The organism is Colwellia hornerae, from assembly GCF_007954355.1.
GTDB classification, from domain to species: domain Bacteria; phylum Pseudomonadota; class Gammaproteobacteria; order Enterobacterales; family Alteromonadaceae; genus Colwellia_A; species Colwellia_A hornerae.
In genome coordinates this window covers 18,568-44,654 of the sequence record NZ_VOLR01000011.1, presented here as the reverse complement: position 1 = coordinate 44,654, position 26,087 = coordinate 18,568, and the positions used below count along the sequence as shown (strand labels likewise).

23 protein-coding genes and 1 riboswitch are annotated in these 26,087 nt (G+C 37.2%); of the genes, 14 read left to right on the top strand and 9 right to left on the bottom strand.

Annotated elements, in window-relative coordinates; genetic code table 11:
• Nucleotides 1-169: 169 nt before the first annotated feature.
• A complete protein-coding gene (locus ESZ26_RS09285) occupies nt 170-358 on the top strand; it encodes a YgaP family membrane protein (protein ID WP_146796792.1) in 189 nt (62 codons plus the stop codon).
• A gap of 258 nt (nt 359-616) precedes the next feature.
• Here ESZ26_RS09285 and ESZ26_RS09280 read toward each other — a convergent pair whose 3' ends face one another.
• Complete coding sequence (locus ESZ26_RS09280) at nt 617-880, bottom strand: hypothetical protein (RefSeq protein ID WP_146796789.1); 264 nt, start codon at nt 878-880, stop codon at nt 617-619.
• Between the two features lie 337 nt (nt 881-1,217).
• Here ESZ26_RS09280 and ESZ26_RS09275 point away from each other — a divergent pair, with 337 nt between their 5' ends.
• From ESZ26_RS09275 to ESZ26_RS09260, 4 genes are all read left to right on the top strand, one after another.
• A complete protein-coding gene (locus ESZ26_RS09275; protein WP_146796786.1) occupies nt 1,218-1,976 on the top strand; it encodes a substrate-binding periplasmic protein in 759 nt (252 codons plus the stop codon).
• A 182-nt stretch (nt 1,977-2,158) separates the two neighbouring features.
• Entirely contained in the window at nt 2,159-2,530 is a 372-nt protein-coding gene (locus ESZ26_RS09270; RefSeq protein WP_146796784.1) for a VOC family protein, read from the top strand.
• Nucleotides 2,531-2,667: 137 nt separating this feature from the next.
• Complete coding sequence (locus tag ESZ26_RS09265) at nt 2,668-2,865, top strand: CPXCG motif-containing cysteine-rich protein (RefSeq protein ID WP_146796781.1); 198 nt, start codon at nt 2,668-2,670, stop codon at nt 2,863-2,865.
• Between the two features lie 256 nt (nt 2,866-3,121).
• Nucleotides 3,122-4,006: an MYG1 family protein gene (locus tag ESZ26_RS09260; RefSeq protein WP_146796778.1), complete on the top strand. Its 885-nt coding sequence runs from the start codon at nt 3,122-3,124 to the stop codon at nt 4,004-4,006.
• Between the two features lie 329 nt (nt 4,007-4,335).
• Here the strand turns inward: ESZ26_RS09260 and ESZ26_RS09255 are convergent, their stop codons facing one another.
• Nucleotides 4,336-6,588 carry a tetratricopeptide repeat protein gene (locus ESZ26_RS09255; protein WP_146796775.1) on the bottom strand — a complete coding sequence of 751 codons (2,253 nt, stop codon included), beginning with the start codon at nt 6,586-6,588 and terminating at the stop codon, nt 4,336-4,338.
• A gap of 278 nt (nt 6,589-6,866) precedes the next feature.
• On the opposite strand from ESZ26_RS09255, the gene ESZ26_RS19335 reads away from it, so the two are divergent.
• Nucleotides 6,867-10,754, top strand: a complete 3,888-nt coding sequence (locus ESZ26_RS19335) for an EAL domain-containing protein (protein ID WP_190278362.1) — start codon at nt 6,867-6,869, stop codon at nt 10,752-10,754.
• 120 nt (nt 10,755-10,874) lie between these two features.
• On the opposite strand, the gene ESZ26_RS09235 is transcribed toward ESZ26_RS19335, so the two are convergent.
• Nucleotides 10,875-11,516 (bottom strand): LysE family translocator, encoded by a 642-nt coding sequence (locus ESZ26_RS09235; RefSeq protein ID WP_146796772.1) that lies wholly within the window; start codon nt 11,514-11,516, stop codon nt 10,875-10,877.
• A 115-nt stretch (nt 11,517-11,631) separates the two neighbouring features.
• Here ESZ26_RS09235 and ESZ26_RS09230 point away from each other — a divergent pair, with 115 nt between their 5' ends.
• From ESZ26_RS09230 to ESZ26_RS09200, 7 genes are all read left to right on the top strand, one after another.
• Complete coding sequence (locus tag ESZ26_RS09230; RefSeq protein WP_146796769.1) at nt 11,632-12,558, top strand: LysR family transcriptional regulator; 927 nt, start codon at nt 11,632-11,634, stop codon at nt 12,556-12,558.
• A 274-nt stretch (nt 12,559-12,832) separates the two neighbouring features.
• Nucleotides 12,833-13,870 (top strand): serine hydrolase domain-containing protein, encoded by a 1,038-nt coding sequence (locus ESZ26_RS09225; protein WP_146796766.1) that lies wholly within the window; start codon nt 12,833-12,835, stop codon nt 13,868-13,870.
• 707 nt (nt 13,871-14,577) lie between these two features.
• Nucleotides 14,578-14,973 (top strand): universal stress protein, encoded by a 396-nt coding sequence (locus tag ESZ26_RS09220; RefSeq protein WP_146796762.1) that lies wholly within the window; start codon nt 14,578-14,580, stop codon nt 14,971-14,973.
• 705 nt (nt 14,974-15,678) lie between these two features.
• Nucleotides 15,679-16,176, top strand: a complete 498-nt coding sequence (locus ESZ26_RS09215) for an RNA polymerase sigma factor (RefSeq protein ID WP_146796758.1) — start codon at nt 15,679-15,681, stop codon at nt 16,174-16,176.
• Complete coding sequence (locus ESZ26_RS09210; RefSeq protein ID WP_146796755.1) at nt 16,169-16,720, top strand: hypothetical protein; 552 nt, start codon at nt 16,169-16,171, stop codon at nt 16,718-16,720. The genes ESZ26_RS09215 and ESZ26_RS09210 overlap by 8 nt, the downstream gene beginning before the upstream one ends.
• Nucleotides 16,717-17,259, top strand: coding sequence for a DUF4252 domain-containing protein (locus ESZ26_RS09205; protein ID WP_146796752.1), 543 nt, complete (start codon nt 16,717-16,719; stop codon nt 17,257-17,259). Before ESZ26_RS09210 ends, ESZ26_RS09205 begins: the two co-directional genes overlap by 4 nt.
• A 10-nt stretch (nt 17,260-17,269) precedes the next feature.
• Entirely contained in the window at nt 17,270-17,857 is a 588-nt protein-coding gene (locus tag ESZ26_RS09200; protein WP_146796749.1) for a DUF4252 domain-containing protein, read from the top strand.
• 63 nt (nt 17,858-17,920) lie between these two features.
• On the opposite strand, the gene ESZ26_RS09195 is transcribed toward ESZ26_RS09200, so the two are convergent.
• The 5 genes from ESZ26_RS09195 to ESZ26_RS09175 all read right to left on the bottom strand — a co-directional run bounded on the left by ESZ26_RS09195 (nt 17,921) and on the right by ESZ26_RS09175 (nt 23,315).
• On the bottom strand, nt 17,921-19,462 hold the full coding sequence (locus ESZ26_RS09195; protein ID WP_146796747.1) for a S10 family peptidase: 1,542 nt from the start codon (nt 19,460-19,462) through the stop codon (nt 17,921-17,923).
• Between the two features lie 127 nt (nt 19,463-19,589).
• A complete protein-coding gene (locus tag ESZ26_RS09190; RefSeq protein ID WP_146796744.1) occupies nt 19,590-20,162 on the bottom strand; it encodes a HutD/Ves family protein in 573 nt (190 codons plus the stop codon).
• Entirely contained in the window at nt 20,162-21,007 is an 846-nt protein-coding gene (gene fghA, locus ESZ26_RS09185; RefSeq protein WP_190278361.1) for an S-formylglutathione hydrolase, read from the bottom strand. The genes ESZ26_RS09190 and fghA overlap by 1 nt, the downstream gene beginning before the upstream one ends.
• Before the next feature lie 31 nt (nt 21,008-21,038).
• Entirely contained in the window at nt 21,039-22,178 is a 1,140-nt protein-coding gene (locus ESZ26_RS09180; RefSeq protein WP_146796740.1) for an S-(hydroxymethyl)glutathione dehydrogenase/class III alcohol dehydrogenase, read from the bottom strand.
• A gap of 195 nt (nt 22,179-22,373) precedes the next feature.
• Nucleotides 22,374-23,315, bottom strand: a complete 942-nt coding sequence (locus ESZ26_RS09175) for a tetratricopeptide repeat protein (protein ID WP_146796737.1) — start codon at nt 23,313-23,315, stop codon at nt 22,374-22,376.
• 153 nt (nt 23,316-23,468) lie between these two features.
• Here ESZ26_RS09175 and ESZ26_RS09170 point away from each other — a divergent pair, with 153 nt between their 5' ends.
• On the top strand, nt 23,469-23,978 hold the full coding sequence (locus tag ESZ26_RS09170; RefSeq protein ID WP_146796734.1) for an outer membrane beta-barrel protein: 510 nt from the start codon (nt 23,469-23,471) through the stop codon (nt 23,976-23,978).
• A gap of 80 nt (nt 23,979-24,058) precedes the next feature.
• Here ESZ26_RS09170 and ESZ26_RS09165 read toward each other — a convergent pair whose 3' ends face one another.
• The gene (locus ESZ26_RS09165; protein WP_146796731.1) at nt 24,059-25,735 is read right to left on the bottom strand and encodes a M1 family metallopeptidase; all 1,677 of its coding nucleotides are present in this window, start codon (nt 25,733-25,735) and stop codon (nt 24,059-24,061) included.
• A gap of 175 nt (nt 25,736-25,910) precedes the next feature.
• A riboswitch (TPP riboswitch) is annotated at nt 25,911-26,033 on the top strand.
• Nucleotides 26,034-26,087: the final 54 nt, after the last annotated feature.

Genomic DNA, 26,087 nt, shown 5'->3' with positions numbered 1-26,087 from the left:
AAGACTCTGTGTACTCTATATTTAACGACTATCGATATCGTTTAATATAAATATTAAACCGTTATTAGTACTATTGATTATTGACCTGCCAATAACTACATTAGCACTTGCTAATTTAACAAAACCTAATATAATACTAATTTAACCATACCAATATAACGGAGTTACTATGAATAAGAACGATGCATTAAGACTAATAGCAGGCACAATGATACTTATTTCACTTATTTTAACCGTAACATTATCAATAAACTGGCTATGGTTTACTGCTTTTATTGCGGCCAATTTAATACAGTCTTCATTCACCAAATGGTGCCCAATGATGGTCTTATTAAAAAAAGTAGGTCTGAAAGATTAATCATTAGGGCTTATTTTAGCAGTAAGCTCACCGAATATTCTGAGCTGTCAGCACGTAAAAGAGTTAAATTTAATAGCAGCCCCTTTGGGTTTGCTCATTAGTGCTTTGCCTTCATGTGCCGGACCGCCAGGAATTTTACATCCTTCTATGGCTATTAACTAATCGCCTATTTTTATTGGCTGGTCAGCCTTTCTTAACTTCTACAACATCAATATTTTATACTATTAATGTATTAAACAAAATTAATAGGATTAGTGCTTATAATCGAGTTATTTTTTCGTTCAAGTCGTATTGTTTATCGGTAACGATGGCTTCCAATACCTCTATTCGACTGAGTTGATCACCGAGTATCTTATTAACCGCTGTGGCGACTTCTGTCTCTAAATTAGCTTTTTCTAATTTCAACGCTTCTACTTCTAATTCTTTTATTTTCTTTTTATTGGTACTTAATACCAAAATAATTAAAAAACTCACTAAAAAAATCACAGCGATACTTAAAAATACCCAAAGGTTTATATTCATGGTTAGGTTGACTCATTATTTATTAAATAAAAATGTTGTACTGCAAAATCTATTCCTTATATATTTTAACATTATTTCAATCACTTATAAAACAACAACTTAAGGGTCTGGTTATATTAGCTAAGCTTTAGCGAAGATTGCTATTATTTCGCAGTATCACCTTGGCGATATATTTAAGTCAGTTAGCCTTATAGATATTAGCTTGTCTACCATAACACCACTTACTTAGCAGGGTTAAACACCCACTCAACATTTATAATTGCACAATGATCTTTATAAGCTTCACTACGTATATTCTGCTATATTTACGATAAGATCAGTGATTGTAAAAAGGAGAATGACTATCAATAGGAAAATAAATTTATGCTTTTTCAATATCCTCCTAATCACTTCATGGTCAGTCATTGCTAATACCTACAAGGTTGTTTCTTACGACCCTGCAAATCCCCCACACAATATCTCTACAATAGATCAACAAGGCAATACTAAAATATCAGGCATATTTGCAGACATGTTTCTTCAAATTGGAGAGATTACCGGCGATACCTTTATAATGGTTAAAATGCCTGCCGCTAGAGCTATGCTTGAATTTGATCTTGGCCGAGTGGACATTGAACCCGGAATTAACCCTGTTTGGCGCAGTAATTCAAAAGAAATAGGCTTGTATTCAATTGCCTATGAAAGGGTTGAGGAAGTCATTGTTTTTCGCGCTGGTGATCAATTTGATGTAAAAACACCAAAAGATTTATTTGGACACAAAGTAGGCATAGTTAGAGGCTTCATTTATCCTAGATTTGAGTCATCCTTTGCCAAGGATGAAATTAACAGGATATTAAATAAATCAGAAAGTTTGCTGATTAAGCAATTGTTGGCTGAGCGCATTGACCAAATTTTTATCAGTAAATCCTCGATAGAATATATGAAAAGACATCTTCCGGCTTTGAATGATATTGTCGTTGGAGATGTGGTTAGCTCTGTAGAAGTTATGATGCGTGTACACCCAACAAAACTCGAACTTATACCGAGATTAAATAAAGCATTACAACAAATGATTAACGATAAAAGCATTGAAAAAATCATTGCTAAATACCAATAAATCAATCAATTAATGTATAGCGGTATTTTGAATAACAGCCAATATTCCTTATCTTGTACTAGTTATAAATCCATAGGGTAATATCTGAATAACAAGGATTATTGACATGATTTGGCTAACCTGTTGTAGTTAACATTCTACTTAAAATGAATCACCTTAATCAGAATTAAAAAGGAATAGATATGCTTAGCTATGCCACCATCGGTGTAACCGATTTAGAAAAATCAGAAGCCTTTTATAATGAACTCTTGGCACCTATAGGCGCAAAAACGTTAATAAAAATGGAACGCATTATATTTATTGGTAAAAGTATGAAAGAACCCATGCTCGCTATTTGTGTGCCATATAACGAAGAACCTCAAAACTGTGGTAACGGCAATATGCTTGCTATTTCTCCTGGCTCAAAAGAGCAGTGCGATGAAATGTATCATAAAGCCATTGCCTTAGGTGCGACCTGCGATGGCGAACCAGGGCAGCGGATACCCGACGTATTTTATGGTGCTTACTTCCGTGATTTAGATGGTAACAAAATCGTTTTTAATCATTTCGGTTAATCACAACTATTCAAGCATAGCCTAACGCTGTGCTTGAATATGACTTTATCAGTGCCCCACTTTTATCTAGACATTATTTGAAATAAGCCTCAATAATAAATGATTATATTGCCCACAAATATAGGAAACCGTAACAATTGAATCAATTGACTAAAAAGCGCATAGGATGTCCTTACTGTGGCGAAACAATTAAAGTACTCATCGATTCAGCCGACGTAGACCAGCAATATATCGAAGATTGCCAAGTGTGCTGTAAACCAATAATTTTTTTAGTTTCTGAAAGTATCGACGGTGACCTTGATGTTAATGTTTACAGCGAAGATGATGCGTTTTAACCTATGATTAGAAAATAAAAATCGACTGTTAACCTTTAACTAAACTCAGTCTCAATCAACATTATAAACAAGTGTACTCATGTTATTTACTGGATTTGGCAACTACAGCTATTAATAGCCCACTGTTTTTGTGAGCTGTCTTCGTATAGAATCCGCCTTATAATTTCTACATCTTGACGTTATCCCAAATGGGCCAGTCAAAATAGTGAAGTAAACTAGCAACACCTTCTTATTCCCTTCTAAAATGATATAAAAAATGAATGATATAACTATAGCAACTCACAACGGTAATTTTCATGCAGATGACGTATTTAGTATCGCTGCTCTTAAAAACATTTTTCCTAACTTTAACCTCATACGCACGCGTAATTTAGAGCTTATCAGTAAAGCAGATCTTGTTATTGATGTTGGTGGTGAATATAACGCAGATGCCGGTCGATTCGATCATCATCAACGTGGTGGTGCCGGTGAGCGCGAAAATGGTATTCCTTATTCTTCATTTGGCTTGGTTTGGCAGAAATATGGCGTAGAAATATGTCAGGGTAACCAAGACGTAGCAAACGCTGTTGATGCAGGTTTAGTTTCAACCATTGACGCTATTGACTGTGGCTATACCGAAGGCGCTTCTAAAGGCATAAACCAAGGCATTAGCCTTAGCCAAACCATTTCAATGTTCAACCCAACGTGGCAAGAAGATAGTCACTTTGATAGCTGTTTTGATGAAGCGGTTGAGTTTGCAACACGTATTTTGACACGATTTATTGCCTCTGCAAATGGCGGAATTAGTGCCAAAGAAATTGTTGCTAAAGCGATTGAGAATGCAGAAGATCCAAGAGTGATTGTATTAGAGAAATACACGCCATGGAAAAGAACCGTTCATGCTTTGTCGACACAGGCTTTATATATGGTTTATCCTTCTGGTTCTGGTCCATGGAGGATCCAAACAGTGCCTGTTGAGCCAGGTTCATTCGAAGATAGAAAATCGCTGCCTAAAGCATGGGCTGGCTTATCTGATGATGCGCTTAAAGCCGTAACCGGCATTGATGATGCAATGTTCTGTCATAACGGACTATTTATAGCCGGTGCAGAATCCTTTGAAAGTACCATGAAAATGGCTGCTATTGCTTTGCAAGAAGAATAAAAACCCTATAAAACCGAAAGTTTTGTCGCTTAAATAGATTTATTTATAGCCGGTGCAGAATCCTTTGAAAGTACCATGAAAATGGCTACTATTGCTTTGCAAGAAGAATAAAAACATGATAAAACCGAAAGTTTTGTCGCTTAAATAGTTTTATTTATAACCGGTGCAGAGTCTTTTGAAAGTACCATGAAAATGGCTGCTATTGCTTTGCAAGAAGAATAAAAACACCATAAAAACTGCATCATTCGCACTATCAAAATCACAGTGCGATTAGATGCCGTTGTCACCTCGATAATATCAGTAATAAACCGAACGTTCTGCCGCTTTAACTATTGCTTAAGTAGCGCTATTTGTTTTAGCATTTCGGTTTCTAGTCTGCCAATTAATGCCATAAAATCTGGCCGTTGCGCTAGATCGATAAAATAGGGTGATTGTAATAAGTGAGCACGCCAATTATATAAATAACCATTATCGATGGCAGCTTCGAGATATTTAATAGTCTGCTCATCATTATTTTCTAGTGAGCTGCTTATAGCAAGATTCATGTATTCAATACCTAATAAGCGTGATTGACCTGTTAGATAAAAAGATTCGTCTCGTTGCTTTACTCTCTTGACAAGCTTTTCAGCCTTAGCTAATTGACCTTGTGCCTGATAAACACAGGCAAGTAACAAAAGACCATTTATATTTTCTATATCATTCAATGTTGCAGGGTATGGTTGATTAATCCGTTCAATTATTTTGGGGATATGTTGATTAATTAGTGTTTCTGCCTCAGCAAGTTTATTCTGCTTAATTAATACGTATATTGCGCCAGTAATAAAGCGCTCTTTCAGTTGTTTACTGGGATATACCGTATTAGCATCGGCTACGGTATCGTTAATAAGTTTCAACGCCTTAGCTGTTTGGCCAAGATAAATAAGGCTATTCACTTTTTGATTGATAATTTCCGCGTTATTGGCATTAATCGACATTGCCTTGTCTGCATACTCAAGAGATTTAAGGCCAGAACCCAAAGACAAGTAGTAGACCGACAGTGCTTGAGGAAAATAAGGGTCGTTAGGGTCTAATCTTGCACCATTTTCAGCCAGCTTAATAGCATCAACAATTTTACCCATGTGCTGCGCATAGATTTGCCCTAAATAAAAAGGGTAAAAGGTATTCTTCGGGTTAACCTTAATAGCTTGCTTAAGGGTTTGTTCCGCTTCTGAATATTTTTGTAATGTTTGTACTAAATATACCGCAAAAAAATACGGTAGATCAGCATTAAGAGGGTCAACTTTTTGTGCCCTTTTAAATAAGGCTCTGGCATTATCTTCCCCCATGCCAGCACCATTAGATTGTGCATGCCTGATGATGATGTCGACATTATTAGGATTTAGTCGATAAGCTTCTTTGGCATACTGGTTACGTAGCTTACGATCTGTTTTTATAATTAATGATCGAACAAAATAAGCTTCTGCGGAGTTTGGATTAATACTAAGAACATCCTTAATTAGCGCTTCAGCCTTATCAAGTATCTGCCAATCAAAGCGACTGCCAGTAATAATTTGACGTGCATATGTTTCAGCCAACTTAATGCGCGCCATCAAAAAACCAGGTGCTATATCTGTTGCTGACTCAAGGGCAGCCGCGGCATTATCTAAACTTTCAAAGGTATAGGTATGCAGTCCCCTCAGCCCTTGCAGATATAAATCATAAGCTTTAGGGTTGATGGTTTGCACAGACGATACGGTCTTAACTAAGACTATGCCTAACGTTTCCTTTAGTGCATCGACAATTTCTGCTGATATTTCATCTTGTACTTGAAAAATGTCGTCGAGCTCGCGATCATATGACTCAGACCACAAGTGTTTATCTGTTTCCGCATTAATAAGCTGTGCGGTTATGCGCACTCTCGCACCTGATTTTCTCACACTGCCTTCGAGTACATTTTTTACACCTAAGACTTTGGCAACCTCCGAAATATTAATCTTGGTATCTTTGTAGGCAAACGCAGAAGAACGAGAGGTCACTTGTAACTTAGGTATCTTTGCTAAAACATTTAATATTTCTTCTGAAATACCGTCTGAAAAGTATTCTTGTTCTTTGTCAGAAGACATATTTACAAAAGGAAGGACTGCAATAGAAGTGCCCTTTGACTCTGATATTGATGGATTATTTGTATTAACCTTGATGGAAACTTGGGCAATAACTTCAGCTTGATCCGTTGGTAAGACTAGAGCAGTGGCTGATTGAAAACGGCTCTCATAAATAAAGTAGAGCAAGGCAATTGACATAAGACCTATAATGATAAAATCTAACCTACGCCCCGTAAGAGCAGCGGTGGAATCTCCAGATGATATGCCTGATTCAAGTTTAATACCGTCGGGTGTTATTTCAAACGCCCAAGCAAAAAAAAGAGCAAAGGGAAAACCAATAAGACCAAAGAAAAATACTGCGGTATTAATCCAATTAGGCAAATGTAATGCCGGAACAGCAATAGACGTAATTTGAACAACGACCCAAGCAAGTACAAGGTAGGCAACCCCAACCTTGAAAACATTTCGCCTTTTCAGTTCTGATATCAAAGATTCAGCCACATTTAATCCGTAAATATGTTTATTATTTAACCATGTCTAATAAATGTAATGCTAATACAGCTTTAAATCAAACTTGAGCGCTTCAGTAAGCCAATTTATTAATATAAATCCCCCAACAATAAAAACAACCATAAAAAATCAGTAAATTACGCAAGAAGAAATGATTGTAAATACAGCAATTTATTGATCTGTAATAAATTTTTTTTTAGATGCTTAAGTTATCTTACTTAGTCTTGTTCATATATTTACCAATACGCTCTTATAGGAATCTTGATTCTATGCAAGAATCTGAAAAATCAAAGTTAGAACATCTTGAATTAGTTATACAAGCTACAGAAGTAGGTCTTTGGGACTGGCAAATTCAAACGGGTGAGATTTTTTTTAATGGCGACTGCGCTGATATTATTGGCTATAGTTTAACAGAATTACAACCCATTCAATTTGAAAAATGGACTGAGTATATTCATCCTGAAGATTTTATCATAGCAAATAAGCTTTTAGAAAAGCACTTTCAAGGACAAAATAAGCGCTTTGAAGTAGAAGTACGAATGAAGCACAAACAAGGGCAATATGTTTGGGTATTAGCGACCGGTAAAACGATTGAATGGCATGAAAATGGTTTACCTAAACGCATGATAGGTATTCATCAAAATATTGCTCAACGAAAGCTAAATGATCAAAAAATAATAACAACGAGCCATCTTTTAGATGAATCTCAAAAAATCGCAAAAGTAGGTGGCTGGCAGTTAGATTTACTATCAGGTGATTTATTTTGGACAGCAGAAACTTATCGTATATATGAAACATCTCCGGAAGAATTTAATCCTACGGTAGATGCCGGTGTAAATTACTTTTCGCCGAAATCAAAACACATGATTACAAAAGCTTTAGATGCCGCGATTAACCAAGGGATAGGCTATGATTTAGAATTAGAAACATACACCACAAAGGGAAAATTAATTGATGTAAGAACGACCTGCATAGTAAAAAAAGAGGCAGGAAAAATAGCTAAACTAGTCGGTATTTTTCAGGATATAAGCGCAGAAAAATCGATACAGCGAATACTAAAAAACTCTTATAGAGAATTAGAATCAAGCCAAGCACTGATAAATAAATTGATCAATACTGTGCCAGATATGATTTGGCTAAAAGATAAAAAAGGTGTTTATCTTTTCTGCAACTCTAAATTTGCAAGAATGTTTGGTGAGCAAGAAGGTAACATTATAGGTAAGACTGATAATGATTTTGTAGATAAAAAACTTGCCAATTTTTTTCAGGAAGATGATAAGAATGCCATGCTTGCAGATGGATCGATTATCAATGAAGAGTCACTTACTTTTGCAGATGATGGCCGCAGTGAAATTGTCGAAACAATAAAAACACCGATAAAAGATAGTGATGGTAACTTAATCGGCATATTAGGTGTCGCCAGAGATATTACTAACTATAAAAATTCTTTGGTACAACTTAAAAAAAGTGAGTCTAAGTTAAAAGAGGCCCAAGCTTATGCAAAAATAGGTTCTTGGGAGTTATATTCTGATCAGGAAAATGCCTCTTGGTCTGATCAAATGTATACTTTATTTGGACTCGTTCGAGAGTCTAACGCTGGCGTAGAAACATTAAGAGATGTTATTAATGAAAGTGATTTCCCAACCTTTATTGCATCCGTTAAGGCATGTTTCTCTAGTGGTCATGAGCATCATGTCGAATATCGAATTACTAGACCCAATGATGGAGAAGAGCGCTGGATAGAGTCTCGAGGTAAAGTTGTCACTAACAGTGATGGAATACCCCAAATAATGACTGGTTTTATCCAGGATATTACTGAGCGTAAAAATGCAGAAGATACTTTACGCCAAAGCGAAGCCACTATTCGAAAAAAGCTAAAAGCAATATTAGAGCCCGATGCTAACATTGATGCATTAGAATTATCCGACATCATTGATGCTGAGGTACTTCAATCTTTGATGGATGATTTTTATCACCTCACTGGCATGTTAGGCGCGATACTTGATATTAAAGGGAATGTTTTAGTTGCTGTTGGTTGGCAGGATATCTGTAATCAATTTCATCGTTGTAACCATGAAACGAGAAAAAATTGCATTGAAAGTGATACGATTCTCACACTAGGAATACAACACGGTAAATTTAAGGCATACCATTGTAAGAATAATATGTGGGACATGGCCACTCCCATTATTATAGGAGGCAAGCACCTCGGTAATGTTTTTATTGGCCAATTCTTTTATAAGGATGAAGTTCCCGATGTTGCGTTATTTAAAACGCAAGCAAAGCGTTATGGTTTTGACGAAAAAACTTACCTTGCCGCATTAGATAAAGTCCCTCGTTTTACCCATGAAGAAGTGTCTAAAGGAATGCATTTTTATGCCAAACTTGCCGACATTATTTCAACGTCGAGTTTTAGTGCCATTAAACAATCAAGGCTACTTGCTGAACGTAAACTATCAGAAGAAAAACTTAAACTTGCCGCCAGCGTATTTACGCACGCACGTGAAAGCATCGCTATCACCGATGCTTCAGGCGTAATACTTGATGTTAATCATACCTTCTCAAAGACCACAGGATATAGCCTTGAAGAATCTATGGGCAACAACCCACGTATTTTCCAATCTGGACTACAATCATCTGAGTTTTACGTGGAGATGTGGCAAGCCTTACTCAAAGAAGGCTATTGGTCTGGCGAAATATGGAATAGGCGAAAAAATGATGAAATATATGCCGAATTTAAAACGATCAGTGCAGTAAGTGATGAAAATGGTGTTACTACTCATTATGTTGCTCTAGGTTACGACATCACTCCAATGAAAGCGCATCAAGACCAATTGGAGCATATTGCCCATTACGACATACTCACCAATTTACCCAATCGCGTATTACTGTCAGACCGATTATCTCAAGCCAAGTTGCACTGCAAACGACACGGGAAGTCACTCGCTGTTGTGTTTTTAGATTTAGATGGGTTTAAACATGTCAACGATACTCATGGACATGATGTGGGTGATGAGTTGTTGATTACACTGTCTGCTCGCATGAAAGCGGCGTTACGTGAAGGCGATAGCTTAGCTCGTATTGGTGGTGACGAATTTGTTGCTGTGTTGACTGATTTAACGACCGTTGATGATTGTGAGCCGATATTAGAACGCTTTTTATTGGCCGCATCAGAGCCTGCCACAATAGGTGATGTGGTTTTAAATGTATCAGCTAGTATTGGTGTAACCCTTTATCCTCAAGATAATGTCGATGCTGATTTACTCATGCGCCATGCAGACCAAGCCATGTATGTGGCTAAAGAGTCAGGGAAGAATCGTTATCACTTATTTGATACGGTTCAAGATGACGCGATTAAAATAAGAAGGGAAAGCTTAGAAGCTATTCGCAGCGCATTAGATAATCAGCAATTTGTACTCCATTATCAGCCCAAGGTGAATATGCGCACAGGCAAGGTGATCGGTACTGAGGCACTTATTCGCTGGCAGCATCCAGAACGAGGACTATTAAATCCAATAGAATTTTTACCTATCATTGAAAGTAATCCTATGATGATTGAAGTAGGTGAGTGGGTTATTGACGCCACCCTGACACAAATCAGCCAATGGTTAGCAATGGGTGTTGATATCCCTGTCAACACTAGCGTAAATATTGCAGCCGTACAGCTACAGCAACCTGAATTTACTCAGCGATTAACCGCGCTTTTAGCAGCACACCCTCATGTAGAGCCCCGCTATTTAGAGTTAGAGGTCTTGGAAACAAGTGCCTTGGATGATGTAGCACATATTTCAGATATAATGACTGATTGTCTGGCGCTAGGTGTAAATTTTGCCTTAGATGATTTTGGTACTGGCTATTCTTCCCTGACATACCTGAGACGATTACCTGCCAACCTGATTAAGATAGACCAGAGTTTTGTCCGTGATATGTTGGATAACGCTGATGATCTGGCCATTGTTGAGAGTGTGATAGCCTTAGCTAAATCATTCAAACGTGAGGTAATTGCTGAAGGTGTAGAAACGGTAGAACATGGCACAGCTCTAATAAAAATGGGTTGTGATTTAGCCCAAGGTTACGGCATTGCCAAACCTATGCCTGCCAGCGACTTTCCTGCTTGGCTTAGTCACTGGAGGCCTGATGTGAGTTGGCAGACTTAAATAAATACAGAACGACTTTACGTCCACAAATTAAGTCTCAAGATTTAACTCCGGTTGGTCAGATTGCGCACATTATCACTATGCAATAGCGTGCAAAATCAACCTAGGATGCAGGTTTACTTAAACCGCATTCATTAAAATGAGCTTTACGGCTATTATCATCAATATCAGTCCTGCCACTTTATCTATCTTCTTTTTTTGACGATTGAAGCTAGGCATTATACTAGGATGTGATAACAATAAAGCCACACCACTGTACCAAATAAAATGAGCCAACATAATAATCATCCCATAACTGACTTGCATTATCACTGGGGTATCTACTGAAACCACTTGCGTAAAAATACTTAAGAAGAAGATAGATGTTTTAGGATTTAATATGTTGCAAGTAAAGCCTCGACGCATCGCGTTTAAGGGCGACATTGCTAAGGTTTGATTGTTTTGATCATTATTTAACAGATCGCGTGTTGTTAATAACTGCCAAGCAATATAGATAAGGTAAGCCGCGCCTAAATATTTGATTGTCGAAAATAACCACGCTGAATTTGCAATCACAACAGCTAATCCTGCAATCGAATAGCTAGCATGTATACAAACCGATAAACACATACCTAAGCTCATATATAAACCTGATAAACGGCCATTATAGATACTCGTGCGAGTCACCATGACAAAATCAGCACCAGGTAGCATAGCCATAAAAATAGCGATGGTGCTTACTGCAATAATTTCTGTCATATAAGTACTTATTAACAACTCCATATTTCTCTCTCATCATTTAAAATAGTTTCGTAGCAACTCACTTGTTACTGTGCGGCTATGTTAATCTATGAGAAATTTAAAACAATACACCTATTTGTAAAAGGACTTGTGCTTAATGGACACAAATAAACTAATCCCCTTATTGTCTGACATGGCTATTTTGGTAACTGTCGTTGAGCAGGGCAACTTTAGTAAAGCGGCAATAAAACTGGGGGTAACCCCCTCAGCGGTTAGTCGTCAAATTAGCCGATTAGAAGATGCTCTAGGCATAAAACTATTACAACGCACTACACGGCAACTAGCGTTAACAGAGTCAGGAACATTAACCTTTAATTATTGTAAACAGATGATAGAGTCTGCAGAGCAAGCCGTTAATGCCAGTAGCTCGACAACATCGACGGTTAGTGGCTTGTTGAGAGTGGCGGCACCGAAATCGCTCGCCAATCGGGTATTGCGACCACTCTTTGTTGAGTTTTTAAAGTGCTACCCTGATATTCAATTGCATTTAAAAGTAACCGACCGGATTTTAGACCCTATTCATGACGGTGTTGATTTCTTAATTCATATCAATGACAATCCGATTGAAGCTTTGGTCAACGTTAAAATTGGTCGCAGTGAACAAGTGCTATGTGCCAGTCCTGATTTTCTAGCTAACCATGTGCTGCCAACACATCCCGACGACTTAAAAGATTTACCCTGTCTTTGCTTAGGTGAAAACATGTCAGATAGCCGTTGGCGGTTTAGTCAAAAAAATCAAAAAACAACCGTACAAGTCACTGGTTCCTATTTACTTAACCACAGTGAAATGCGTCGAGATGCTATTGAACAGGGCTTTGGTATTGGTTCTCTACCTGATTATATCGCGCAACAGGGTATTAGCAGTGGCAAGCTCATTCCGCTTTTGAAAGATTGGCGGTTACAAGGTAATTACCAAGGTGATATTTGTTTACAATATGTACAAAGTAAATATTTACCAAATAAAAACCGCATCTTTATCGATTTTATGAAGCAAAAGTTACGGGGAATTCAGCCCAACTCGTAAGGTCTTAAGCGGCTATATTGGTTTTACCTATAGGTAAATAGATTAATAATTTTGGTTAATGTCTGCCTGTTAAATAAAAAGATAAGTGTAAAGAGCTCGTATTGGGCACATTGCAATAATAAGCCAGGGCAGATTATGATATGCCCGAGTTTGTAACTATCGTTTAATATAAGTCCTTCAAGTGGCAACTACTACTTCTTTTATTGATTGTGCACTATTATAAGTCATCATAAATAGTGACACTCATCTGAATTTATCGAAAAATAGAGTAAAAATGAAACATAGTAAAAAGCTAATAATGAGAGTAATAGCAGCGATTGTCACGGTTAGCAGCATTTACATATTCGCCCCTTGGCAGGCTGCAATTTATTACTTTGCTCCTCTGCCATTGACCGTTGAACAGCAGGTTAATGATACGGTTAATCATGGCTTAGATGGCATTATTGTTTATGTTCAAAAGGGAGAACAAAAAGCCAATTTTTATGCCAGTGGTTGGCATAATCGAGATAAAAAAATCCCTGCAGACCCAAAGGCGCTCTTCAAAATAGGCAGCATCGGAAAATTATATAATGCAGCCGCAGTAGCAAAACTTGTCGCTAAGGGCAGTCTGTCTCTGGATAATACGCTAGCAGATTATCTACCATCACTCTTAGGACGCATAGAATATGCTGATCAAATAACATTACTTATGATGCTACAGCATCGAAGCGGCATACCTAATTACACGGATCATAATGATTTTTCTTGGTCAGAGCGCTCGATTGGCGGGGATAACAACTTGAATCTAGTTTTAGATAGCTCTGCCGATTTTAAACCAGACAGTGATTATAGCTACTCCAATACTAATTATCTGCTGCTTGGCAAGATAATGACTAAAGTACTTGGTTATGATAACAGACAATTTATTAGCAATGAGATATTAGCACCACTTAGCCTTAAGCGAACTTTCTTTTCCATCAAAGATATTGATTTACAAGACCTGATGAGTGGTTATTACGTTGGCTACAACAACGATTTTAAAGAGCTTAATCAGGGTTATATTGCAACAGCTGAAGATGTAGGCATCTTTCTTAGAGCCTTAAATGATGGCAGATTATTCACTGACGCCGAGCAAGAGATATATGCATCAATTTATAAATATGAGCATACAGGCTGGGTATTAGGCTATTACAGCATAGCGCGCTATCACAAAAACATTGATACGGTGGTGATTCAATTTGTCAATACGGTTGGCGATAACACATTAACACTTACAGACGTCGTTTATGACCGAATCATACAAATATTAAACAAGCTTGATGAAACAAAATGAGAATATTAGTGCTTTGCGCAAATTAGATTTACCGTTGAGCTGTAATCAAATATCTCTCATTTACACTGATAAATCGAGAGCCTGTACATACTCTTTCTTTAGAGCTAGGTAAAACCATATAAGCCTTATCCAGCGCCAAAATCCTACCATCTTCAATATTTGTATACGATACTTGTGCCATACATTTGAAACGTTTATACGAAAGCACTTCTACGGTAAATGGCGAACCAGTAATGTTTTCAATTTATTAATCAAACTCTCCAAATCATTCAGAAATGTAAAGCTTTTCAAGTTTATATGTGAAAATTTCACTCCCTGCCTCATATGCTTCAGAATCAAAGAAATTTATACCAAAAAGTTTAAAAATTAATTTTAAAACCTAAAAATTCAACCCAAGTATCTTCTTTATATGCAAAACTATTATGTTCAGTTTTAAATATCTCAACAAACTCATCTCGCAATTCATGACAGATTACTAACACATAGCTGACGTTATAGGTCTAAAAAACCAAGTCAGTTAAATGACATTAGTGAATATTAAGATAATGTTTAAATCTCATTCGATTTCAATGATATCACTAGTGATATCTATCCAAATAGGATCAACAATTTGAGCTGTAATATGTTTTCAAATATTGCATTTTAGCCAATGTTATATAAAATCAGTTATTATTTTATTAACCAAAAAAATATTAATGGAGCTATTTATGTATAAAACTATTATTTGCGCAATAGAAGCTAGTGATGAAGGACTGGAAGTACTCTCAAAAGCCCATGAGTTGTCTCAAATTTACAATGCTAAATTGTTTGTTACTCATATCATCCCATACACATTACTTCCTAAAGATTATCAAAAAGAATTAAAAGAAAGTGCATTACCTTCAATTGAAGCAAAAGCTTCATCCTTAGGTATATCAAAGAAAGATGTCACGGTTACGTTTGGAAAACCATACGAGCAAATTTGCATACTCGCAGAGAGAAAAAATGCAGATTTAATTATTCTTGGTACCCATTCTAAAAAAGGTCTTCATGCTTTGATTGGTTCAACAGCAAATGGTGTTGCAAATTATGCTAAATGTGATGTTTCACTGATTAAAATTTAAACTGATATTTTAGATAAAATTTCTGCTAAATGTTTCATTTCGAATAAATCGCTAATGTCTTCAGTGTGGCATTAGTGAATATTGTGTCAGGCACATCAATCTCATTTCATGACCAAGGATCTCACTAGTGATACCTATTCAAATTGTAAACTAGTTATTATATTTTCTCATCTCGTGACGCATTTCTCATCATTTGTGAAGACCCATACATAGTCTGAAATGGCCAAAACTCTAAAAAACAAAAAAACTGAGTAATTACTTCACTTTTTACTTTACACTTATAGAGTTGTTACTCTATAATGTTTTTGTTCTCTTTTAGTGAACACCTGTTGTAATAATTTTATATTTTAGCTTCCCCAAAGCTATCCAGCCGATGAACTTGTTTTCATCGGTTTTTTTTATGTCTAAAATTCAGTAAAATCTAAAAAATCACATGCCACAATTATAATGGTAATCACTTAACGTCGTATTTAATTGACTCTATCTACCTTATATATAAAAGTTTTCTACATAATCTCATTTTATTCGCTGACTCATTTTTGGCTATAACAAGATGCTTAACAACTGTATCTCCACTACTTTGGGTCTACTGGCCTTATTAAACTTGCTTATCATGCCAATCGTTTTAATCACACTTGTTAGTGATAAATTAAAAATAAGATAATTAATTTGTAACCTTTCGCAAAGTGGTGCGTAATTATAACTATGAAAGGAAATAAATTTAATAAAATACTCGAACAACATCAGCAACGGATCTATTCGTTAGCCTTGTATATTTTACGTGATAAACATGAAGCGGAAGATATTACACAAGATGTTTTTACGCGTTTATGGCATAACATTGAACAAGTAGATATTGAAAAAGTATCGGCTTGGCTCTCTGCGGTAACCCGCAATGCTTGTATTGATAAATTACGTAAGCGTAAGGAATTCAGTCAAGTAGAAGAAGAGCATCAAGTGACAAAAAAACATGAAGAACCAGCAGGGAATTTACAGCACCAACAATTAAGTAGTTGGTTAAGCGAGGCGATTTCTTGTTTAAAAGAACCTTATAGCTCGTTGATTATGCTATGTGATGTGCAACAAAACAGCCAAAGTATTGTGGCTCAATCACTTAACCTAACCACCAGCCAAGTAAAAGTCTATTTACATCGTGCACGACGTGAATTGCGAAATCATTTAAAGGAGTATACCCATGAATAATAAAGAATCATGGCAGAAACCATTAGATAATTTTTTAGCGAACAATGATATTTCAGCTGACACCCGCGTGCTAGCAAGAGCATTGTCCGAGAACAGTGAATTAAATAATGACCAACTCAGTAATCAACAAATGGCTGAGTTGGAACAAGCGTTACATATTGAACAACACCTAAATGATATAGGTTTGCAGCCTTTATCAATAGATCTTAAAAACAAGTTACTGGGCATTGGTAAAACTAAAACAAACAGTCATGTGGTTTTTGGTTACTTTACACCTCACTGGAAAAAACTCAGTGCGCTAGCAGCAACCGTTACCGCTGTCGCTTTACTTAACACCAATATACTAAGTGATCCTAAAAATGAACAACCATCACTCGCAGAAATACAAGATGCTCAACAAGAGTTAGCCGTCGCTTTGCAATATATATCATTCGCTAAAAAGATATCTACAGAGCACATAAAACAAACATTTGACGAAAATATACAACAACCATTGAACCAAGGTTTATTTAAACCGCTTAATCATTTTAAGGAAACATCATGAAAAAATTATTATTAGCACTTATTTTCTTTAGTTCATCATTATTAATGAGCAGCTCAGCTTTTGCCGACGACATTACTAAAGAACGAGGTTATGTAGACTTTGCCAGCCTTAATTCTGTTTATGGCGAGCCTAAAGTGATGGTTAATTTAAATAAAACCATGTTAGGTTTTATTAGCAAAATTAATCTGTCTGACCCAGAAGCGTCAGAATTAATCAGCAAATTAAAAGCCGTTCGTGTACAAATTTATAATATGAAAGGTAGCGACCAACCGGCAATAGATTTAATTGCAAAAGTCAGCAAAGATATTCAATCTAAAAACTGGTTACCTATTGTATCGGTCAATGAAGAAGATGAGAAGGTACGGGTTTTCACCAAAATCACCGATGATCTTATGGACGGTTTAGTGGTTATGGTTATTAACAATAAAAGTGATGAGGACGGTCGAGAAGCGGTATTCATTAACATTGTTGGCGAAATAGACCCTGCACAAATTAATAAAGTAACCAAATCACTTAATATCGATATTGACTTAAAGTAACGAGTAAACCATGAAACTATCACATCATTTTTTAAAGAAAGCGACCTTGCTATTTGCAATTGCAGCGAGCTTTTTCTTAACCGGGTGCGGCATTACCGCAGGGGGACTTCACCGTCATGCTGGCTATGCTGACATTGAATCACCTTATTGGTGGCAAGCTGACAGCGAAATAAACTTGTCTTTAGGCCCATTAGCTATTGGCACAGCACGTTGGGTTATTGATGCCGATGAAGACCCTGAAATTGATGCTTTATTGGATGATGTAGACGGGGTTCGTATAAGTGTTTATAACGTTGAAAAAAACAGTGAGTTATTCAAAGACAATTTCGCTGAAACTCAAGCTAATTTACGTGCTGATGGTTGGCAACATGTAGTAAGAGTGAATGATGATGAATCAACTGATTACTCACTGATGTTTATCAAGTCAAACGGTGAAATAATTGATGGTTTAGTTGTACTGTCACTTTCAGACAATGAGGCGGTATTTGTCAATATTATTGGTAATATCCACCCTAACTCTTTTGAACCTATTATGGAGCAGGTTTATAAGAAAAATGATGCAGGAAAAGGGGCTAAGGAAGTAGAGGAAGAGGAATAACATATCAGCCAATTAAGTTATAAATAATAACTTAATTGGCTTACTTTCACATACTAAGGCAACTTATTGTGACGAAGCGGCTTGATATTTAGCAGCTTGTTTATTATCAGGTAAAGACGCTTTAATAAACTGACGAATATCATCATTTGCCGCTTTTAAGTCTTCATAGCGAAGGTACATCATATGACCACTACGGTAACCTTTAAAAGACAAACGGTCTTGCATTTTACCACTTTGATCTAACTGCCACATAGTGTACTTGGCATCAAAATAGTTAGTCGCACCATCGTAGTAACCGGATTGGAACATGACATTTAAATAAGGGTTTTGTGCCATCGCTAAACGCAAATTTTTACCGGTATTATTGTTACTGCGATCCCACGGATGTACATCACCGAACATATTATATTTAATGTCTGTTTTATAGTTTAGCTCTTCGCGTAAATAATAATTAATAGCGGGCGTGAAACTGTGCAACCATGACGTTAATTCCGCATTGTAATCAGGACGTGAACCGGTTGTTTTCTCGTCAATACCTAAGTAACGTGAATCTAAACGACCGATTGTTTGCTCACGGTCACGTAATAGTTCTTTCCAAAAATAGGAAGCGCTAATATCTAAATTACTGCGTAATACTTCAGTGACCGAAAGTCCTGAATAATAAGAGACCTTTTCAGCTATCGCCTGTTTTTCTGCTGTGCTAATAAAGCCACCTTTAGCGAGTGCGGGTATGTATTGCTCAATAGTAAACTTTTCAACTTCAGGTAAAATATCCAATAAGTCTTTTTGCTGTAAATCGCTCTTTAGTGCTTGGTGATACCAGGCAGCAGCTGCAAAATAAGGTAGGCGATTTGCGGCCTTTACCGGCCCGTCACGTTTAATACCAATATCGGTTGGCGACACAAGAATCACGCCATTTAGATACATCCACTGACGTGATTGTAGTTCTAACGCTAAGCCTGAAACACGGGTAGTACCATAACTTTCACCAATTAAATATTTTGGTGAACGCCAGCGCTCATTCCGGGTCACAAAAGTATTTACCCAGTCTGCTAGATATTTGATGTCGGCATTGACACCAAAAAACATCGATTTTTGTTGTTCTTTCGAAGGCATCTTGCCCTCTTTGTCGGGTAAAACTCGTGAATAACCAGTATTAACTGGGTTAACAAAAACAATATCAGCAACATCTAGAATTGAGTAATCGTTACTCTTAACACCATAAGGTTGTAATGGATAACCTTCGTTATCAACATTTAAAACCCGCGGTCCCGTATAAGCAACATGCATCCAAACAGATGCAGAACCCGGTCCTCCGTTAAAAGAAATCAATAATGGCCGAGAACTTTTATGCTTAACATTACTGCGCTGATAATAAGTGTAAAATAAACTGGCGGTTGGGTTACCCTCACTGTCCCATACGGGTTGGGTACCTGTAGTGGCAGTGTAATCAAATTTTTTCCCATTGACCTTAGTACTATGCTTAGTGGTTGAGCTTTCATCGATAGGTAGCTTTCGGCTATTGTCAGCAGTATTCTCAGCATGAACAAACGGTGAGAATATCAGCAGCAAGGCGAATACTTTGACTAAATGGTGTGCTTTCATTTTAACATCCTGGGCATTGGATTTTTATTAATATCTCCATACTCTAAAACAGAAAAAATGTTATCGCTGAAATAAAAGTTTAAATGACTCTTTTCAGCGATAAACACCTGCTGTCACTAAATTTTGCCTAAGTGTTTAACGTTAAATAAACCACAATCAGCTTTTGACCGGTAATAGTGACATCACCCGCTTTTGCCGCGCTCAATTTTAATAAATGTTTGGCTTTTATTATTTGTTGATTTTGATAAGACGTCAGCTGAAACGCGCCCGATAAACTATAAATGAAACATAAATCTGCGGGGTTAACCTCAAGTGTTTGCTGTTCTTTAAAGGTTTCAACAACCACTGAGCACTTTTCTTTATCGGTAATGACATTAAAATCTGTGATTTCACCGTCGAGTAAGTTTCCAATGGTGCGACAGCCACCGTCAAAATTAGCCACATCAAGTAGATGATGCAACGTGTCTATTTTATTGTCATCGTGTTGTAAATTAATACCTTTACCGGCAATAAGAACAAGATTACGTTGATAACCTGAAAAATCAGAAAAAAAACCATCCTCAACAACATTCGCCATACTCAAGCGCCAAATAAAGTCAGCTAAAGTACCACCGTCATTAATCGCCAATTCAATGGTTTCACCTTGGCCATTTTTCCATGGGATAGTTTTAAAGTGCTCAGGTGAAATAACCGTGAACATTAAGATTGTCCCAAGTGTTTCGCATGAAAACATAAGTGACTTTCAATAAAACTGGCGATAAAAAAGTAACTGTGGTCATATCCCTGATGTTGGTTAAGTATCAGTGGGTAGTTATTACTCAGCGCCGCTGAAATCAATGATTCTGGCTGAAGTTGCTCTTGCAAAAAATCATCGGCTAAACCTTGGTCAACTAATGCTGGTACATGCTGTGTACTTGCTTTCATCAACACGCTAGCATCATGTTGCTGCCATAGTGTTTTATCACTGCCTAAATAAGCACTAAACGCTTTTTGCCCCCAAGGGCTATTAATTGGATTAGCGATCGGACTAAAGGCCGACACCGAACAATATTTATCAGGATTTTTAAGCGCTATTGTTAATGCGCCATGCCCACCCATTGAGTGGCCGCTGATCGATTTTTTGTTTGATACCGGAAAGTTTGCTGCAATTAACACTGGTAATTCGTTAACAATATAATCATACATTTTATAATGAGTTGACCAAGGTTTCTCGGTGGCATTTATATAAAAACCTGCACCTAATCCTAGATCGTAAGACTGGTTTTCATCGTCGGCGATACCCACTCCGCGCGGGCTAGTATCTGGACAAACGATAGCTATACCGAGTGCCGATGCCATACGCTGTCCCCCTGATTTTTGTACAAAATTTTCATCGGTACAGGTCAGTCCTGAAAGCCAATATAAAACAGGTACCGGTGCATGCTTACTGGCACCTTCAGGTAAATAAATAGCGAAACGCATCTGACATTTTAGACTTTCAGCATGATGTTGAAAATGTTCTTGTACGCCACCAAACATTTTATTACTGCTAATTTTCTCTAACATTATTGTTCAACTTTTAGATATTTATACATGTTTAAAAATGAATAACGCTACGAATACTCTTACCTTCGTGCATCAATTCAAACGCTTCATTAATTTTTTCTAACGACATGGTATGCGTAATAAAATCGTTTAAAGCAAATTCACCGGCAAGATAGCGTTCTACGTATTCAGGTAATTCGCTGCGACCTTTTACGCCACCAAAGGCAGTGCCACGCCATACTCGGCCGGTAACTAACTGAAATGGACGGGTTGAAATCTCTTGCCCTGCGCCAGCAACACCAATAATAATAGACTCACCCCAGCCTTTATGACAACACTCTAAGGCTGAACGCATTACATTGACATTACCGATACATTCAAAAGAATAGTCGACACCGCCATCGGTTAATTCAACAATAACGTCTTGAATAGGTTTGTCGTAATCTTTGGGGTTAATACAGTCAGTTGCGCCAAGTTTTTTGGCTAACTCAAATTTGCTTTCGTTGATATCAATCGCAATAATCCGGCTTGCTTTCGCCATAGCAGCGCCAATAACAGCCGATAAACCAATGCCACCTAAACCAAAAATAGCCACGGTATCGCCTACTTCAACTTTTGCCGTATTCATGACTGCACCCATGCCCGTCGTTACCCCACAACCCAATAAACACACTTCTTCAAGCGGTGCTTTGGGGTTAACTTTTGCTAAAGATATTTCAGGTAAAACCGTATATTCAGAGAAAGTTGAACAACCCATATAATGGAATATAGCTTTACCGTTTAATGAAAATCTCGAGGTACCATCAGGCATTAAGCCTTTACCTTGAGTTTCGCGAATTTTTTGACACAGGTTTGTTTTACCTGATTGACAGAATTTACACTCACCACATTCAGGCGTGTACAAAGGAATAACATGATCGCCCACCGCAACACTGGTTACCCCTTCTCCTATTTGTTCAACAATTCCGCCACCTTCATGCCCTAAAATCACTGGAAATATCCCTTCGGGGTCTTCACCTGAAAGTGTGAAAGCATCGGTATGACAAACGCCTGAGGCGATTATTTTAACCAGTACTTCGCCTTTTTTGGGAAGCTCTACATCAATTTCTTCAATCGTTAAGGGTTGATTTGGCCCCCAAGCAATGGCGGCTTTAGATTTGATGGTATTTAGTTTTTGCGTAGCTGCTGACATATGAATTGACCTGATTACATGCTTTAGAGACAATGATAGTGGATAAAGTTCAGGAATAACAGCCTATTGAAATGGATATAATTATTTTTTAAAGGATTAAGAACTAACGCTATCACTATGATGGCGAGATATTAGCCATAAGGATTTATCAAATCTTTTTACAGCATGCTTTTATCTAGTGCGCCTTAAAAAAATTTATAGTTCACTTTTAAGATCATGGAGTTTTAAGAGCAGATTTGGCGCTAAGCGCTCTTCATCAATGGCCAGTAATAACGCCTCGGCTTGCTCTTTATCACCGCCCAGCAACTTTATTTCAGCTAAGTACAATTTTGCATGAGAGGCTTTAACAACATCTAAAGCAATTTCTGCATGTTCAATCGCGGCTAAGTAACTTTTTTCGGCTAATAAATATTGTTCAGCGTGTTGTTGTGCTTGCCCTAAATTAAAATGTACTGTCGCTATTTGTTGTTCGTTACCATATTTATAGCTCCAAGGAACCGTTGCCTGCCAATGAACAAGTGCTTCATCATAATACTCAAGTTTGTTAGCTACATGGCCTAAATGACCATACAGCTCCATCATAAACTGTGGGTTATGGCTATTTCTATACTTTTCCTTTAAGGCATTTAGTGATGCATACGCTTCTGAATATTCACCGATATAAAGTTGTAAATTAGCGATTTCTATTAATTTAATTGGTGAGGGATAGGCATCATTCATTATCGATAATTGTGTTTTTGCTTTATAGATATAACGCTTACCTTCAGCTAACTCGCCATCACCAAGCAGGGACTTAGCATAGTACATGTAAAGAGTGACTTGAAAAGGGATCGGTAGGTCTTCATCGTCTATCCAACGCTTGGTTTCCTGATAAAGCTCATCACTGTGTTGCAAAATAAATAGCGATGATAACTTGAATTGCATTAAGCTAAACCAGATGCGGCTTTTTGGTTGTACTCGAGTTAATTCAATATTAACTTTTTCTAGGCATGCTGATGGCGAGCGCTGACATAACTTCGTTGTGCTCTCGCTTTTCATTGCATAACTTTTTGCAAACGGTAAGCAAAACACCCACAACAATAATGCTGTAAGTCCAAGTAAATAAGGTTTTGAAGACATAAAAAAATGTTTATTCATCGTTAAATATTGCCACTAATATTATTAATTGCCAAGTGCCCGACTAATTTATTAAAGATTATTGAACAAAAAATATCTTGGTGTTAAGCTCTGCCGCGAAATTTTCACCTTAATTTAACCTAAAGTTAACCCAAATAAAATAAAGGATTTATTATGTTTAAGAAAACCGCTATCGCACTCACTCTTTTCAGTCTTTCTCTAACAGCCGTAGCTTCTGATTGGCAAGCGGGTGGTGGATTCGGTCAGTTATCTGATAGCTCAGATGGCGACGATATCTCATTAAATTTTATCTATGGCTCAGTGGCCTATAAAATTGAAAATTCAGTGAAAAATTTTTACTTGATGCCTGAACTTCGTATCGGTACCGGTGCTGGTGATGACTCACTTTACGGTGCAAAACTTGAAATAGAAAGCTTGCTTGCTTTATCTTTGCGTGGTCAATACGACTTCAACAATGGCGCATATCTTTATGTAATGCCGTCTTATGCAAACTTAGACATCAAAGCAAGTTACCGCGGTGAATCAATGTCTGATGATTCATGGGAACTTGGTATTGGCGCTGGTGTTGGTTATAGCCTCAATAAAAAAGTCAGCGTTGAAGCTTCTTATGAAACGTATGACGGTACTAAGCTACTTTCTGTTGGTTTTAAATATGCTTTTTAAGCGCAATAGTTAACTGACCGTTGACGTGTAAGGAGAGCAATAAGCTCTCCTTTTTAATATTACATCGTTAACTTTAAAAGCTAATTTCCCAGCACACTGAGTGTCGAAATATAAAAGTTAGCATCAACCGAAATACGTGGATTTTCTTGCTCAAGCTCAACTACTGTCCAAGCAGTTGTTGGTGCCAGCCACTGTGTTTTACCGGCAATAGTGACACGTAACGGCATATCAAAACCCTCAACCACATTACCCCAACGAATTTTCATCACGTTATTTTTGATAAAATATTCAAAAGTGGGAATACGTATATCACGTAAATATTGATCAAAGACCTTACTCAAGTCGATGCCTGACTGTGAACTGATGTAGTTTTCAATATCTTGGCTAGTCACCGTTTGATGATAAAAAACCTTACCTAGTCCGCGCAGTATTTCTCGCCATTTTTTATCATCATTAATCACTTGGCGAATGGTATGCAACATGTTGCCACCTTTATCGTACATATCACCAGAGCCACCGCGATTAGCATTATATTCACCAATAATAGGCGATTGATTACCAATATTCATCCGTTGACCACGAACGTATTCAAAAGCTTGCTCTTGAGTAAAATGATATTCTAAAAATAGGCTTTCTGAATAGTTGGTAAAGCTCTCATGGATCCACATATCGGCAACATCTTTATTGGTGATGTTATTAGCAAACCACTCGTGACCTGATTCATGAACAATAATAAAATCAAATAATAATCCTGGACCGGTACTACTTCTATCACGCCCTAAATAACCATTTTGATAACCATTACCATAAGTCACTGAACTTTGATGTTCCATGCCCAAATAAGGCGCTTCTACTAGTTTATAACTGTCTTCATAAAACGGATAAGGACCAAACCAATGCTCGAACGCTTCAATGGTGCGTTTCGCGTCTTTAAACTGTTTTTTTGCTTTCGCTAAGTTTTCTCGTAACACATAGTAGTCCATATCAAGCTGACCTTTTTCACCTTGATACTTTTCGCCAAAATGAACGTAGTCACCAATATTAATATTGACCCCATAATTATTAATCGGATTAACAACTTGCCAATGATAGGTCTTAGTTTTAGCTAATTTATTGTGTTCGATTTTAATTAATCGGCCATTAGAAATATCCATTAAATGCTCAGGCACTTCAACACTGATTAACACGCCGTTGTTAGGCTCGTCGGCAGGATGATCTTTATTAGGCCACCAAATACTAGAACCAATGCCTTGATTTGAAGTAGCAATAAAGTCGAAACCATTACTGTCTTTCTTCCAAGTAATACCGCCATCCCAAGGGGCGTTTTTTGCCGTCATTGGCTGCCCCGAAAAATACATCACAACCTGTTGCTCCGAGCCTATTTTTTGCTCACTTATTGGCGTAATAAAATAAGAATAACCGTCTTGTTCAACCTTTAGCACCTGACCATTTTGTAATACTTTTTCAAGCTTCATCGGTGCTTGTAATTCTATTTGTAAACGTTGGCCTTTGGCTACTACCTGATAGGTCATAGTATTAGACCCTGAGAATATTTTTGTCTGTGGGTCAACTTTAACATCAAGATGATAATGGCTTAAATCCCACCACTTTCTTTCTGGCGTAATAGTGCCTCGTAATTTTTCTTGATGCGTTATTTTACCACTTTCTTGCTGCCAATTACTTGCCGCCGCTTGTCCAACAAATACCAGAGTGCAAGCTAAGCCAAGCAAAGTGGCCTGTATGGTTTTTTTTATCATTATTATTATCCTAATATTCCTTGTGTATACAATATATTAGCATTGTACAATACCCATTGTGAAGCCTAAAAAGGCTGGCTTTTATTGGTGACAAAACAACTTAACTAATAAGTTATTATAAAGAAATAGTAATTATCATTTGCCTATTTTGAAACTTATACGCTAGAATCGCCTCACTTACTTGTCGGAGTGCTGAGATTATTTCTAAACGAAATACTCAAAGCTGAGATCGCGAAAGCGGGATCCGTAGAACCTGATCAGATTAATATCTGCGTATGGGAACAAGGTAAAATAATGCCGTTTAAGGATTCTGTCCGTCGCTGCTTTATTTTTTCCTCACTCTACACTTCGT

Coding starts and splice junctions, on each gene's coding strand:
- ESZ26_RS09285 (WP_146796792.1), top strand. CDS start 170: ATGAATAAGAACGATGCATTAAGACTAATAGCAGGCACAATGATACTT.
- ESZ26_RS09280 (WP_146796789.1), bottom strand. CDS start 880: ATGAATATAAACCTTTGGGTATTTTTAAGTATCGCTGTGATTTTTTTA.
- ESZ26_RS09275 (WP_146796786.1), top strand. CDS start 1,218: ATGACTATCAATAGGAAAATAAATTTATGCTTTTTCAATATCCTCCTA.
- ESZ26_RS09270 (WP_146796784.1), top strand. CDS start 2,159: ATGCTTAGCTATGCCACCATCGGTGTAACCGATTTAGAAAAATCAGAA.
- ESZ26_RS09260 (WP_146796778.1), top strand. CDS start 3,122: ATGAATGATATAACTATAGCAACTCACAACGGTAATTTTCATGCAGAT.
- ESZ26_RS19335 (WP_190278362.1), top strand. CDS start 6,867: ATGCAAGAATCTGAAAAATCAAAGTTAGAACATCTTGAATTAGTTATA.
- ESZ26_RS09235 (WP_146796772.1), bottom strand. CDS start 11,516: ATGGAGTTGTTAATAAGTACTTATATGACAGAAATTATTGCAGTAAGC.
- ESZ26_RS09230 (WP_146796769.1), top strand. CDS start 11,632: ATGGACACAAATAAACTAATCCCCTTATTGTCTGACATGGCTATTTTG.
- ESZ26_RS09225 (WP_146796766.1), top strand. CDS start 12,833: ATGAAACATAGTAAAAAGCTAATAATGAGAGTAATAGCAGCGATTGTC.
- ESZ26_RS09220 (WP_146796762.1), top strand. CDS start 14,578: ATGTATAAAACTATTATTTGCGCAATAGAAGCTAGTGATGAAGGACTG.
- ESZ26_RS09215 (WP_146796758.1), top strand. CDS start 15,679: ATGAAAGGAAATAAATTTAATAAAATACTCGAACAACATCAGCAACGG.
- ESZ26_RS09210 (WP_146796755.1), top strand. CDS start 16,169: ATGAATAATAAAGAATCATGGCAGAAACCATTAGATAATTTTTTAGCG.
- ESZ26_RS09205 (WP_146796752.1), top strand. CDS start 16,717: ATGAAAAAATTATTATTAGCACTTATTTTCTTTAGTTCATCATTATTA.
- ESZ26_RS09200 (WP_146796749.1), top strand. CDS start 17,270: ATGAAACTATCACATCATTTTTTAAAGAAAGCGACCTTGCTATTTGCA.
- ESZ26_RS09195 (WP_146796747.1), bottom strand. CDS start 19,462: ATGAAAGCACACCATTTAGTCAAAGTATTCGCCTTGCTGCTGATATTC.
- ESZ26_RS09190 (WP_146796744.1), bottom strand. CDS start 20,162: ATGTTCACGGTTATTTCACCTGAGCACTTTAAAACTATCCCATGGAAA.
- fghA (WP_190278361.1), bottom strand. CDS start 21,007: ATGTTAGAGAAAATTAGCAGTAATAAAATGTTTGGTGGCGTACAAGAA.
- ESZ26_RS09180 (WP_146796740.1), bottom strand. CDS start 22,178: ATGTCAGCAGCTACGCAAAAACTAAATACCATCAAATCTAAAGCCGCC.
- ESZ26_RS09175 (WP_146796737.1), bottom strand. CDS start 23,315: ATGAATAAACATTTTTTTATGTCTTCAAAACCTTATTTACTTGGACTT.
- ESZ26_RS09170 (WP_146796734.1), top strand. CDS start 23,469: ATGTTTAAGAAAACCGCTATCGCACTCACTCTTTTCAGTCTTTCTCTA.
- ESZ26_RS09165 (WP_146796731.1), bottom strand. CDS start 25,735: ATGATAAAAAAAACCATACAGGCCACTTTGCTTGGCTTAGCTTGCACT.